This is a genomic window from Nocardiopsis sp. ATB16-24 (genome assembly GCF_030271535.1).
Taxonomy (GTDB): domain Bacteria; phylum Actinomycetota; class Actinomycetes; order Streptosporangiales; family Streptosporangiaceae; genus Nocardiopsis.
Window position 1 is genome coordinate 54911 of the sequence record NZ_JASCXJ010000003.1, and the last position, 13207, is coordinate 68117.

Annotated in this window: 12 protein-coding genes; 7 read left to right on the top strand and 5 right to left on the bottom strand. The window is 70.7% G+C overall.

From position 1 onward, the window contains the following. Positions 1 to 467: 467 nt before the first annotated feature. The 6 genes from PFX91_RS04495 (at position 468) to PFX91_RS04520 (ending at position 7243) form a co-directional block, all read left to right on the top strand. Positions 468 to 1313, top strand: a complete 846-nt coding sequence (locus PFX91_RS04495) for a sulfurtransferase (RefSeq protein ID WP_285729623.1) — start codon at positions 468 to 470, stop codon at positions 1311 to 1313. Continuing rightward, entirely contained in the window at positions 1310 to 1615 is a 306-nt protein-coding gene (locus PFX91_RS04500; protein WP_285729624.1) for a DUF1416 domain-containing protein, read from the top strand. Before PFX91_RS04495 ends, PFX91_RS04500 begins: the two co-directional genes overlap by 4 nt. A gap of 383 nt (positions 1616 to 1998) precedes the next feature. Beyond that, positions 1999 to 4137 carry a hypothetical protein gene (locus PFX91_RS04505; protein WP_285729625.1) on the top strand — a complete coding sequence of 713 codons (2139 nt, stop codon included), beginning with the start codon at positions 1999 to 2001 and terminating at the stop codon, positions 4135 to 4137. Positions 4138 to 4233: 96 nt separating this feature from the next. Beyond that, positions 4234 to 5490, top strand: coding sequence for a Mur ligase family protein (locus PFX91_RS04510; protein ID WP_285729626.1), 1257 nt, complete (start codon positions 4234 to 4236; stop codon positions 5488 to 5490). 8 nt (positions 5491 to 5498) lie between these two features. Continuing rightward, positions 5499 to 6209, top strand: a complete 711-nt coding sequence (locus PFX91_RS04515) for a type 1 glutamine amidotransferase (protein ID WP_285729627.1) — start codon at positions 5499 to 5501, stop codon at positions 6207 to 6209. Positions 6210 to 6322: 113 nt separating this feature from the next. Then, on the top strand, positions 6323 to 7243 hold the full coding sequence (locus PFX91_RS04520) for an NADP-dependent oxidoreductase (protein ID WP_502888248.1): 921 nt from the start codon (positions 6323 to 6325) through the stop codon (positions 7241 to 7243). A gap of 87 nt (positions 7244 to 7330) precedes the next feature. Here the strand turns inward: PFX91_RS04520 and ygfZ are convergent, their stop codons facing one another. Both ygfZ and PFX91_RS04530 read right to left on the bottom strand, forming a co-directional pair. Then, positions 7331 to 8353 carry a CAF17-like 4Fe-4S cluster assembly/insertion protein YgfZ gene (gene ygfZ / locus PFX91_RS04525; protein ID WP_285729629.1) on the bottom strand — a complete coding sequence of 341 codons (1023 nt, stop codon included), beginning with the start codon at positions 8351 to 8353 and terminating at the stop codon, positions 7331 to 7333. Positions 8354 to 8673: 320 nt separating this feature from the next. Further along, positions 8674 to 9213, bottom strand: coding sequence for a nitrobindin family protein (locus tag PFX91_RS04530; protein ID WP_285729631.1), 540 nt, complete (start codon positions 9211 to 9213; stop codon positions 8674 to 8676). Positions 9214 to 9422: 209 nt separating this feature from the next. Between PFX91_RS04530 and PFX91_RS04535 the strand changes: the two genes are divergently transcribed. Beyond that, entirely contained in the window at positions 9423 to 10199 is a 777-nt protein-coding gene (locus PFX91_RS04535) for a GIDE domain-containing protein (RefSeq protein ID WP_285729633.1), read from the top strand. Between the two features lie 315 nt (positions 10200 to 10514). Here the strand turns inward: PFX91_RS04535 and PFX91_RS04540 are convergent, their stop codons facing one another. The 3 genes from PFX91_RS04540 to mshA all read right to left on the bottom strand — a co-directional run bounded on the left by PFX91_RS04540 (position 10515) and on the right by mshA (position 13198). Next, positions 10515 to 11261 (bottom strand): phosphoglyceromutase, encoded by a 747-nt coding sequence (locus tag PFX91_RS04540; RefSeq protein WP_285729634.1) that lies wholly within the window; start codon positions 11259 to 11261, stop codon positions 10515 to 10517. Between the two features lie 107 nt (positions 11262 to 11368). Further along, positions 11369 to 11881, bottom strand: a complete 513-nt coding sequence (locus PFX91_RS04545) for a YbjN domain-containing protein (protein WP_285729635.1) — start codon at positions 11879 to 11881, stop codon at positions 11369 to 11371. 18 nt (positions 11882 to 11899) lie between these two features. Further along, the gene (mshA, locus tag PFX91_RS04550) at positions 11900 to 13198 is read right to left on the bottom strand and encodes a D-inositol-3-phosphate glycosyltransferase (RefSeq protein ID WP_285729636.1); all 1299 of its coding nucleotides are present in this window, start codon (positions 13196 to 13198) and stop codon (positions 11900 to 11902) included. Positions 13199 to 13207 lie beyond the last annotated feature (9 nt).

The window sequence follows — 13207 nt, forward strand, 5'->3', positions numbered from 1 at the left end:
GTATCCGCTCCGTGTACGCATGTGGGGACATCAAGCAATGCAGGTCGATCTTCGCGGGCGGCTTCTCGCCGCCGGTCTGACAACCCCCGTATCGGTCACGGCCCCGACGGCCGGCAGCCCCCGGACCCTCCGGTCCCAGGCTCCGCCGTGGATCGCCGCGACGTTCCTGGGGAAGCGCCGATCGGCCCACGGCCCGTCGACCTCCCACGTCGTACACCCCGCAGCCGGCTCCGCGCCCTCCTGGAAGAGGGCACGGACGCTTCCGTTCGCACGGGGCACGGCGTCCGCCCCCGCGTTCCCCGCCATGCCCGGTCGCCACGCCGACGGCGGCACCCGCCTTCTCGTCCGCCCGTCGGCGGGCGGAAGGGCGGTCTGAGACCCACCAAGACCCTCACCCCCGGACCCGAGGTCCGGGGACACCGACACGTACACGCGACACCGCACGAGAAACAAGCAGGAGGTTCCCTATGAGCCGCTCCGACGTCCTTGTGGACGCCGACTGGGTGGAGGCTCACCTGGATGACGAGAACGTGGTCATCGTCGAGGTCGACGAGGACACGTCCGCCTACGACAAGGGGCATATCCGCGGAGCCGTCAAACTCGACTGGAGGCAGGACCTCCAGGACCCGGTCCGCCACGACTTCGTGGACCGCACCGGATTCGAGAAGCTGATGTCGGCCAAGGGCATCGGCAACGACCACCAGGTCGTTCTCTACGGTGGCAACAACAACTGGTTCGCGGCCTACGCGTACTGGTACTTCAAGCTCTACGGCCACCAGAGCGTCCGCCTGATGGACGGCGGTCGCAAGAAGTGGGAGCTCGACTCCCGCGAGCTGGTCACGGAGGTCCCCGAGCGGACCCCGACCCGGTACGAGGCCAAGGAGCAGGACACCTCCATCCGCGCCTTCCGTGACGAGGTGGTCCAGGCCATCGGCACGAAGGAACTGGTGGACGTCCGCTCTCCCGACGAGTTCACCGGCAAGCTGCTCGCCCCGGCGCACCTGCCCCAGGAGGCGGCACAGGTGGGCGGGCACATCCCCACGGCGCGCAACATCCCGTGGGCCAAGACCGCCAACGAGGACGGCACCTTCAAGAGCGACGAGGAACTGCGCGAGCTCTACACCGAGGCGGGGGTGGACCTGAACAAGGACATCATCGCCTACTGCCGGATCGGAGAGCGCTCCTCCCACAGCTGGTTCGCGCTCAAGGAGCTCCTCGGAATTCCGAACGTCAAGAACTACGACGGTTCGTGGAGCGAGTACGGCTCGCTGGTGGGCGTGCCGGTCGAGGTGGGGGAGGCCGAGCCCAAGTGAGTAACGGATGTGGTGCGCCGGTCGGCGGGGTGGCACTCGCCGATGTCGACGCGGGTGGCCAGGCGGTCATCCAGGGCACGGTGACGCGTGACGGTGAGCCGTTGAGCGGGGCCTACGCCCGACTGCTCAACTCCTCCGACGACTTCGTCGGAGAGGTGGCCACCGGCGAGGAGGGCACGTTCCGCTTCTTCGCCGCCGACGGCGACTGGAAGGTGCGGGTGCTGGCCTCCCGAGGCTTCACCGGCGAATACGACGTCAAGGCCGAGGTGGGCAAGGTCATCGACCTGCGGGTCCAGGCCTAGAGCCCTGGTCCGCCTCCTCACTCCCGAGACGAGGAACAGCGCGAGGCGCCGGTGCCGACGGGGAACCGTCCGGCGCCGGCGCCTCGCGCTGCGGCCACCCGCCCACGTCGTGGACGGGACCGACCCGGGTGGAGACCGTGTCCGCGACCGTGCGGAACGAGGTCCCCGGGCGCGGCGGGGCTGGAAAGCGTTCCGCCGCCCTGCTTCACTGAACCCGGGTCGCCGTGTCCGTGGACACACCCGATCTCCCCGACTCTCCGGCGGGACCGTGACAAGCACACGGGGCGGTGACACCATTCTGCCCACGCTCCGGTCCCCGCCGGAGTCCGGCGTGGACGATTCTCCGGCCGTTCCACCGCGGTCGGACAGGAGGTGTTCGGACGGTGCCCACCCCCCGAGCAGGCGGCGCGTCACCAGGAGAGGGCGGACGTACCTACGTCGGCTGGCGGTACACCGTGCTCCTGCCGCCACCGGGACCGGCGCCGCGTCGGCCGACCCCGGCCGACACCGCGACCCTCAGCGAGGAGTGGATCGCCTCCCAACGCGACAACGAGGCCCGGACCAACCGCCCCCTCCACTTCGCCCTGGCCGGGCTCGTCCTCTTCGCCCTGCTGTTCCCCCTGCTGTGGACGCTGCGGGTCCTCCCCGGCAGCCTCGCCCTCGGTGGTGTGCTCGCCTGCGCCGCCATCGCCGCCCCCCTCGCCTTCGCCCTCGTCCAGAGCCGTCAGGTCATCGCCGAACGTCTGGCCAGGGCACGTGAGCGTCTGGAGGCCGAACGCGAGGAGCGTGATCGTCTCCTGCGCGAACGGCAGCACGAACACGCCCGCCGGTACACCGAGTGGCAGGCGGCGGTCCGTGCCTACGAGGCACAGCCGCTCTGGTACGGGGTGACCGTTCCCTCCGGGGTCGGGACCGTCGTCGTGGTCGGCGGGGACGAGGCCGGCTGGTCCGCCCTGCTCACCACCGTCGGGGTCTCCCGTCTCAGGGAGGGCGGAGACCTGACCGTCATCGACCTGACCGGTCGCTCCGTGACGCGTGAGCTCGTCCGGCTGGCCCGTCGCTGCGCCGTGGCACCGCGATGCTGGGTGCTTCCCGCCGACCTGCCCCGGATGACCCTGGGCACCGACCTGGACGCGGGTCAGCGCGCCCGCGTCCTCTCCGCCGTCGCGTCGGCCGCGGGGAACGCCGCCGACGCCGACGCCGACGAGACCCTCCTGTTGCGCCTGTTGGAGGTGTTGGGACCTCACGCGGGGATCGCCGAGATCATCGGCGGCCTGCGCGCCCTGCTCACGCCCGTGGACGACGCGGCCGAGGACGATCCGGCGCTCGCCCTGCTCACTCCTCGCCAACGTGTTCTCGTGCGTGAGCGCTGTACCGGCGACCCGGACGTCCGCAGCCGGGCATGGGAGCTGGAGCGCCGTCTCAGCCCCTTCGAGGCCGTCGGTACCCGGGCGGACACCGCCGAGTACGCCCAGATCAAGATCATCTCCACCGACAGGGCCTCCGGAAGGACCGCGGCCCGTTTCTACGGCACCTACGCCGTGTCCGCGCTCAGCGAACTGCTGGAGGCGCCGGAGCCCCCGGGAACCGCGGGTGACAGACGTCCTCGGGTGAGACCGGACCGGACCCGCACCGTCGTGGTCTGCGGCGCCGAGATTCTGCCCCCCGGCGAGATCGACCAGGTCCTGTCGGCCGCCGCCGACAGCGGGGTGGAGGTCGTCCTGATGTTCCGCAACGCCCCGCCCGAAGCCCTCTCCCGATTCTCCGACCCCTCCTGTCTGCCCATCGTGATGCGTCAGGGTCGGACCGCGGCGCGGGCCGTGGCGCGGGCCGTGGCGTCCGCGCCCGGTGGCACGGGAGATCTGCGGATGCACCGTCTCACCGAGGTGGTCGGTGAGACGGTGGGCGACACGCTCGGCGGGGCGCAACGGGACCCCGACGAGGAGGAGGTCGACGACCGCTTCTTCCCCTCCCCCCACACCGAGTCCGGAGCGGTCATCCGCAACGCCGCGGCGGCGATCCCCCCTCTCGACCTCGTGCGGCATGTGAGGTCCACCACCGTCTGGGGAAGGGCCACGGCCCAGGCCGCCGGTGCCGCCGCTCCGGCCGGGACCCCTGACGAGGAGGACCAGCCGTCGCGCGTCCGTGGACCGGACGCGGAGTCGCTGTGCGAGCTGCCCTCCACGGCGGCGCTGGTCCTGACCGACAAGGGGCCGGTCCTGGCCGACGTCAACCCGGGTATCCTCACCCTGTCCACGGCCACTCTCGCCACGGTGGACGACTCCTCCGACACCGGTGTCGGATCGGGCGTCGAGAGCGGCGGCGGTGGGAGCGGAGCCGGAACGCGGAGCGGACGGGCCGCGAGCGGTCGCCCCCGCACCGTGGCCCCACCGCCGACGGTCGACCCCGACACGCCCGGCGACTCCGCCCCGGGCGGGAGAACTCCTTCCCCGGTGGGGATCGAGGGCCGGGTTCCCCCCAATCTGGGGCCGCCCCCCGAGAGGTTGGACTGGCGGGTCTGACCCGAGGTGGACAATAGGTTTGACCCGACACATCACCCGCGGCCTTCCACCGTCGGACGACACGGGTGATCCGGTAACTCTGGAGAGTAAGAGTAGATGAGCGAGCTTCCCTTGCGCGCCCAACTGGCCTCAGTTCTGGGAAGGAGCGCAGCCAGCCTGTCCCGTGCCACCGGACGGGGAGACGGTTCCGTGATCGGAGGCCGGGTGGCGCTCAAGGTCGAACCCGACCTGCTCGCCAAGCTCGCCCGAGGGCGCAGGCTCGCCCTGGTCAGCGCGACCAACGGCAAGACCACCACCACCAGGCTCATCGCGCAGGCCCTGCGCGAGTTCGGCGACGTGGCCACCAACGAGCACGGCGCGAACATGCCCACCGGCCACATCACGGCGCTGTCCGACAACCGGTCGGCCGTCAACGGGGTGCTGGAGGTCGACGAGAAGTACCTCCCCCAGGTGCTGCTGGCCACCCAGCCCGCGTTCGTGGTGCTGATGAACCTGAGCCGCGACCAGATGGACCGCGCCTCGGAGATCAACCTGCTCGCCAAGAAGTGGCGCATGGCCCTGGGGAAGAGCAGCACGCACGTCATCGCCAACGCCGACGACCCGCTCGTGGCCTGGGCGGGCCTGGGCGCGCCCAGCGCCACGTGGGTCTCCGCGGGTCAGCGCTGGAAGGAGGACTCCTGGTGCTGCCCCGAGTGCGGAGGCCACCTCAAGCGCGACGTGGACCCGCACTGGGAGTGCCCCGAGTGCGGCCTGGCGCGACCCAAGACCACCTGGGCGGTGGACAACGACTCCGACGTCCTGGTCACCCCCGAGGGTCAGCGGGTCAAGCTGCGACTGAACCTGCCCGGTGACGCCAACAGGTCCAACGCCGCGATCGCCGCCGCGACCGCCGCGGGATACGGCATGCACCCCGAGCGCACCGTCGAACGGCTCCGGGAGATCACCTCGGTCGCCGGCCGCTACACCTCCGTGGTGACCATGGGGGTCGAGGTGCGTCTGCTCCTGGCCAAGAACCCGGCCGGGTGGCTGGAGTCCTTCGCGGTCCTGGACCCGCCTCGCACACCGGTGATCCTGGCGGTCAACGCGCAGGTCCCCGACGGCAAGGACACCTCCTGGCTGTGGGACGTGGACTACACCGTGCTGCGCGGCCGTCGCGTCTTCGTCATGGGCGAGCGTCGCACCGACCTCGCACTGCGCCTGGAGACCGACGACGTCGAGTTCGAGGTCGCCGACAGGGTGGACGAGGCCCTGAACCGCATCAAGGCGGAGCAGCCGGACATCACCAAGGTGGACCTCATCGCCAACTACACCGCCTTCCAGCAGATCCGCACGGCCTACGGCCGCGTTCAGTAGGGAGAACCATGACGAACACCAGCACCCTGCGAATCGTGTGGATCTACCCCGACCTGTTGAGCACCTACGGGGACCGGGGCAACGTCCTGATCCTCAAGCGCCGGGCCGAGCTACGCGGTATCCCCACCGAGATCGTGCACGTCCACTCCAGCGACCCCGTGCCCGAACAGGGCGACATCTACCTGCTCGGCGGCGGTGAGGACCGCCCGCAGATCCTGGCCGCCGAACGTCTGCGCGCCGACGGCGGCCTGGCCCGGGCCGCGGCCCGAGGGGTCTGCGTCTTCGCTGTGTGCGCCGGGTACCAGATCATCGGCGAGTCCTACGGCGACGACGAGGCCAACCCGCTCCCCGGTGTGGGCATCCTCGACATTCGCAGCGGCCGGGGACAGTCCCGTGCGGTCGGCGAGGTCGTCGCGGACGTGGACCCCTCCCTGGGCGTGGGAAGGATCACCGGTTTCGAGAACCACCAGGGCCGTACACAGATCGGTCCCTCGGCCAAGCCGTTCTCCACCGTCGTGCACGGCATCGGCAACGACGAGCGCACCGAGGGCGCCTACCAGGGGCAGGTGCTGGGCACCTACCTGCACGGGCCGGCCCTGCCCCGCAACCCGCAGCTGGCGGACCTGCTGTTGCGTTGGCGCGTGGGCGGGCTCGCACCGCTTCCCCCGGCCTGGGGCGAACGCCTGCACGAGGAGCGCCTCGCCGCCGCCCTGCGCTGAGCGGCACGACGGTCACCCCGAGGGGCCGGCGGGCACGTCCCGCCGGCCCCGCCTTTTCGTCGCGGTCCGGCGTGTCACGGAATGGACGTCCCGCTCTCGTCGCTGCCCTGTACATGAAGGCAATGGCACTACAACAGTACGGAACCGCCGACGACCTGGCCCTGGTGGAGCTTCCCGAACCCAAGGTCGCCCCCAGCGAGGTCCTCATCAGGGTGAAGGCCGCGGGGGTCAACCCCGTGGACTGGAAACTCGCCTCCGGGGGGCTCGACGCGATCATGGAGGCGGACTTCCCGCTCATCCCCGGCTGGGACGTCGCCGGTGTGGTGGAGGCCGTCGGTCCGGACGCGCACGAGTACCGGGTCGGCGACGAGGTCTACGGCTACCTGCGCAAGGACTGGGCCAAGAACGGAACCTACGCCGAGCTGGTCTCGGCCAACGTGCGCATGATCGCCCCCAAGCCGGAGTCGCTGGACTGGCGGGAGGCCGCGGGGGTGCCTCTGGCCGGACTCACCGCCTACCAGTCCGTCAAGAGGGCGCGCGTCGGCTCCGGTGACACGGTGCTGATCCACGCCGCGGCGGGCGGGGTCGGATCGTTCGGTGTCCAGATCGCCGCCTCCCGGGGAGCACGCGTCATCGGCACCGCCAGTGAACGCAACCACGACTTCCTGCGCTCCCTGGGGGCCGAGCCCGTGGTCTACGGGGACGGGCTCGACGAGCGCGTCCGGGACCTGGCCCCGGACGGCGTCGACGTGGTGCTCGACTTCGTCGGCGGGGGAGTGGCCGAGGCGTCGCGGGAACTGGTCGGCGACACCGACAGGATCGTGTCCGTCGCCGACCCCGACATCCAGGAGGCGGGCGGCCACTGGCTGTGGGTACGTCCGGACAGCGCCGACCTCGCCGAACTGGCCCGCATGGCCGACGCCGGTCGGCTCACCGTCCACCTGGAGCGCGAGTTCCCGCTGGCCGAGGCGGCCGAGGCCTGGCGTCTGAGCCAGGGCGGTCGTACCCGGGGCAAGATCGTCCTCACGCTCTGAGCGTCTTCGCGCGCGGGGTCCGTCCGAACACACCGGACGGACCCCTCCGTGTGGTTCCGCGCGGTCGCCCGGGAGGGCCGGACCGCGTCAGCGGGGACGACGCCGCAGGGTGATATCGGCGTTGGCGCCCGTGTCGGGGTCCACGACGACCTCCTGACCGGCGGGGATGCCGTCCACCACCAGGTCGGCGTCGGTCGGCGACGTGCGCCTGACCACGCCCAGCGCGATCGGTCCCAGTTCGTGGTGGCGGGCCGACGTCCCCACCCGGCCCACGTTGCGCCCCTCCAGCTCGATCGCCGCTCCCACCTTGGGCAGCCGCTCGACGGTGCCGTCCAGGTGCAGCATCACCAGACGGCGCGGCGGGCGACCGAGGTTGTGCACCCGGGCCACCGTCTCCTGCCCCGGATAGCAGCCCTTCTCCAGGTGCACCGCCCGACCCACCCAGTCCACCTCGTGTGGAATCGTGCGCTCGTCGGTGTCCAGCCCGGCCCGTACCCGGTGCTCCGCGATCCGGTTCGCCTCATAGGCCCACATACCGGCCGGACGCGCCCCGGCGTCCGTGAGCGCCCTGGCGGCCTCCGTGAGCCGGTCGGAGGGCAGGAACAGGTCGCTCTCCCCTTCCGCGGCGCGGATCGGCACGTCATCGAGCGAGGCGGCGGTGATCACCTTGGCGCGGTCGGGGCCGAGCACGGTCAGCACGGCGCGGTCCTCGCTCAGATCCTCGACCTCCACGCGCAACATGAACCGCATCGAGTCGAGGAACCTCGCGAGTTCCGGCCCCCCTCCGGGCTCGGTGTGCATCCAGGTGGCCTCGCCGTCGTCCATCAGGGACAGGTGGTGCCGCAGGTGTCCCCGGTTGTCCAGGATCAGCGACTCGGTGGCCGTCCTCGGTGCCATCCCCAACGTCAGTTGGCTGGTGAGGTCGTTCAGCCAGCTCAGGCGGTCGGGTCCCAGGACCCGCACCACGTCCCGGTTGCTCCGGTCGACCCAGGCGCTCGAACGTTCGATGGCACGGCCCTCGTGGGAGGGATCCCCGTAGTGCGCGGCGACCGCGGAGTCCGGGGACTCGGCGCTCACGGCGCCCGGTGTGCTCAGCAGCGGCGAAGTCATACCGCCGAGAGTAGTCGCCACTCCTCGGAGGTCGAAAATCCGGCTTCCACCTGTGGTTTCTCCTACAGAAAAAACATTTGCCCCGGCCGGGAGACGGGACGTACTGTCGGTGGCACGCAGGAAAGGAGGTGGTCCGGAAGATGTTCGATCTCAGGACTGGCGAGGTGGCCGTCCGCTAGGACGACGCTCGCGTTCGCGCGACGTCGTTCGCAGCGAATCCCAGACGGACACCCGGACCCCGGGCTGCTGGCTTCGTCCGACCAGCCCCGCCACCACGGTGGGAGAGAGCCCGGGGTCTGCCATGCCCACTGTGGGCTCTTCTACTTCGGGCCGACCCGCTTGAGCTGTGCGGACATGTACGGGCGCAGCTTGTGACCGCGAGCGGCCAGGTCCCAGGCGTACCCCAGGGTCTCCCGGTTGTCGCCGAACAGGCCGTACAGTCGGTGCGAGGCGCTCGCTTCGATCCCGGTCTCGGTGTGCAGCACCGCGTCGGTGGACATCTCCACCCGGTGGGCGAACACATTGCCCAGATACACCTCGGTGAAGCCCTCGGGATGCGCGATCAGCGCCTCCAGGTGGACGACCGTGTCGTCCCGCTCCCTTTCCTCGGGGGTGGGCTCCGGGCGTAGGCGCCAGTACCCCGACTCCTCGGTGACCAGCTCCCCCGGTTCTCCGTCCGGGGTCATCCGCCAGGCCCGGCTCGTGAAGGACAGGTAGGGCAGCCCCGCCCGCTGGGCGAATTCGAGCTCCTGGCCGAACTGGAACTCCTCCACGTCGGCGTAACCGGCGACTCCCACGCCCTCCCAACGGCCCAGAAGGAAGGACAGTTTCGCCAGATCGGGGTGTATCTCAGCGTCCATGCCCCCGAGAGTAGCGGCGACGGAGGGTGCCGGTGACCGTTAGCGGGACACACGTGGCGACCGCCACCCGCGCTCCTCCGTCTGGACATGCCCAATTGGCCCCGCTTTCCCGGAGAACTGGTAAAGATGGTCAACAGCGCGGTATGGCCACGGGGCGTCGAGCCGACCGTCGCGGCAAAACCTCACACACTTTTCCCAAGGGGCGGCCTGTGTTACTGGTGATCGGTTCGGTGCTGCTCGTGGTCGCCGCGGTCCTGCTTCCTCTGACCGTGCTCGCCCTCCGACGCTGGCTACGGCTGCATCGGCGTGATCTGACCAGGCCGCGCCCAGGGGCGTTGACCACCATGGAGGGACGGCGCGTCACGCTCACCGGTGAGGCGGCCCCCGGTCCCGGCGGCCCCCTCGTCTCAGGTCTGGCCGGAGTGGAATGCGTCTGGCACGGTCACGAGGTGCTGCGTCACTACTGGTCGCTCAACCGTGAGCCGAGGGAGGGCAGGCCCCGAGAACGGGTCTGTGACTCCATCGCCGACTACGGCTCCGAGGACCTCTTCGAGCTCGTGACGGAAGGGGACCCCGACACCGAACCGATCCTGGTGGATCCGCGCGGCACCCGACCTCGGGGCGCCGAACTGTGCCTGAAGCGCTTGGTGGGACGACCGCAACCGGGCGTGGCCTCCCCCGCCGACGATCTGCTGCCGCGCGTGAAAGGGCGGATCTCGGGTGTCTTCCGGGGGGAGACCATCGAGTTCGAATACCGCGAATGGGTCCTTCGCCCCGGTTCGCGGGTACGCGTCACCGGCCAGGTCCGGGTGCGTGACGGTCAGGTCGTCCTGACCGCGCCCGAGGGAGGGACCCTCGGCATCGAACATGGCGTCGGCGACCGGCCGACGCGTGTTCCGCCTCGTCGACGGGAGGCCCTGATGGTCGCCACCGCCTTCGTGGTGTGCGCGGTGACGGGCGCCGCCTTGACCGTCGCCGCCCTCTGAGCGGTTCGGCGGCCGTGTCCCGTTCCAGAGTGAGCAAGGTCACGCCGGGCGAGGCCGCATGGCGCGACCAGACGTTCACCGCCGCCGCGGTGCCGACGGTGTCTCCCCGGGGCCGGCGTGGTCCGCGATCCCGGCCGTGCCGGGCGTTCCTCCCCACCGGGCGCCTTCCCCTTGAGGACCCGCACCACAGGGTGCTCGCCACGGGGGCGGCGACGGTGTGCACCCCTGCGCCTCGGCCACCGAGCCGTCCGGGGGACGAGGAGGCCCGCACCGCCGACGGCGGCGCGGGCACGGGACGTGGACAGGACTTCGCGACTACTTCTTGCCCTGGTCGGCGACGGCCGCGATGGCGGCTTCGGCGGTCTCCGGGTCGAGGTAGGTGCCGCCGGGGTTGGTCGGCTTGAAGCGCTCGTCCAGGTCGTAGCGCAGCGGAATGCCCGTCGGGATGTTCAACCCGGCGATGTCGGCGTCGCTGACGTCGTCCAGGTGCTTGACCAGGGCGCGCAGCGAGTTGCCGTGGGCCACGACCAGAACGGTCTTGCCCGCCGACAGGTCCGGGACGATCGCGTCGTACCAGTACGGCAGGGAACGCTCCAGCACGTCCTTGAGGCACTCGGTGCGCGGCAACAGCTCCGGCGGCAGTTCGCCGTAGCGGGCGTCCCCGGCCTGCGAATAGGTGTCGTCATCGGCGATGGGCGGAGGCGGGGTGTCGTAGGAGCGGCGCCAGATCATGAACTGTTCCTCGCCGTACTCCTCGCGCGTCTGCGCCTTGTCCTTGCCCTGGAGGGCGCCGTAGTGGCGCTCGTTCAGACGCCAGGTGCGCTCGACCGGAAGCCAGTGCAGGTCGGCGGCGTCCAACGCCAGGTTCGCGGTGCGGATGGCGCGCTTGAGGAGGGAGGTGTGCACCACGTCCGGACGGAGGCCGGCCTCCTTGAGCAGCTCACCGCCCCGGCGGGCCTCCTCCTCGCCCGTCGTGGAGAGGTCCACGTCCACCCAGCCGGTGAACAGGCCCTTCGCGTTCCAGACGCTCTCACCGTGTCGCAGCAGTACCAGAGTTCCCATACGAGCAAGCCTAGCCATTGGGCCGCGGCCCTCGGGCGTCCGGTGGACTCGAACCCCGCACGTCGGATCCGACCGGTGCGCGGGGCGGACGGAACCCTCCCGAGCGCTCAGCGGCCATCGCCGGAGTCGATCAGATGGGAGAAGGCCTTCAGGTTGCGCATGTCGTGTCCTCGTTCGGCGCGCCAGTGCCACTCCTTGCGGATCGCCGACGCGAAACCCCGCTCCAACGCACCGTTGAAGTTCTCGTCCGAGTACGTGACCACGCACCCCAACAAACGGTCGACCTCCTCGGGGGTGATCCCCTCCAGCGGCAGGCGACCGCGAAGGTACACGTCCCCCACCTCGTCCGCGACGAACGCCATTCCGTACATGTCCGCGTTCTGGCGCATCAACCACAGGTAGAAGTCGGCGCGGTTCTCGTCCGGTTGCCGACAGAAGAACGACGTCAGGGTGAGGCTGTGCGGTCCCACCTCGAACCACACGAGGGTCTTGAGCTTGGCCCTGCCGGGCAGGGTGACCAGAAAGGAGTTCTCCCGAGGGCGCTCCACCTCCAGTCCGGACTCGGCGACGGCGGCGACGATCGCCTCGGCCGCGGCCTCACGGGCTGTTCCTCTGCCCACTAGTACATCCCTCCTCGGTCATCGGCACGCGGCCAGCGGCAGCGTACGCGGAGCGGTGCTCATGCGGTACACGTTCAGCAGTTCGTCGACGGTCCGCGACCAGCTCAGGGTGGCGGCGTGGTCGGGGGCCGCCATCGCCAGCTTGGCGCGCCACGCCGGTTCGGTGATCATCCTGTACAGTTCGGCCGCGTAGTCGGCCGGGTCGTGTCCTCGCACGAGGATCCCCGACACACCGTCCGACACCGCGGTGGACAGTCCTCCCACCCGTGCGGCCAGCACGGGGGTGCCGCAGGCCTGCGACTCCACCGCCACGAGGCCGAACGACTCCGAGTAGGACGGCACCACGGTCACCGTGGCCGCACGATAGTAGTCGGCCAGCCGCTCACGGCTCTGCGGGGGCTCGATGCGCACCACGTCCGCCACCCCCAGGGAGTGGGCCAGGTCGGTGAGCATCCCGGGCTCGCGCCGTCCTCCGCCGGACAGCCCGCCGACCACGCCCACCACCAGGCGCGAGCGCAGCGAGGAGTCGTACTCCAGGAGGCGGGCCGCGGCGCGGATGAGCACGTCGGGGGCCTTCAACCGTTGTACGCGCCCCACGAACAACAGCAGTTCGGTGTCGGCGGGCAACCCGATCCGCGCCAGCGCCTCCCGGCGGGAACCGGGGGTGAACACGTCCAGGTCCACACCCGGCGGTATCACGCTGATCCGGTCACCGCACGCACCGTAGTGCTCCCGTAGTTGGCGGGCCTCGTCCTCGGTGTTGGCGACCAGGCGGTCGGCCTGACGGACCAACTGGTCCTCCCCACGGACACGGGCATCGGGTTCGGGTTCGTCACCCTGGGCCAGGGCGGCGTTCTTCACCCTGGCCATGGTGTGCATGGAATGCACCAGGGGCACCCCCCAGCGGCGTGCGGCCACCACGCCGGCCTGGCCCGAGAGCCAGTAGTGGCCGTGCACGAGGTCGTAGTGGCCGGGTTCCCCCTGGGCCTCGACCCGCAACATCCCGAAGATGAACGGGCACAGGTGCTCGGCGAGGGAGTTCTTGTCCAGGTGGCCGTAGGGCCCGGCGGGCACGTGTCGCACGTTCACGCCGGGGACGAGTTCCACCACCGGGGGCAGGTCCGGACCGGTCGCCCGCGTGAAGATGTCCACGGCCACCCCGCGCTCGGCCATGCGCCGGGCCACCTCGACCACGTACACGTTCATGCCCCCGGCGTCTCCGGTACCGGGCTGGTCGAGCGGGGAGGTGTGCAGACTGACGGTCGCCACCCGGGAGGGGACCGTCGCCTGTTCTCCCACGGGAACGATTCCAGACACCGGAGGGTC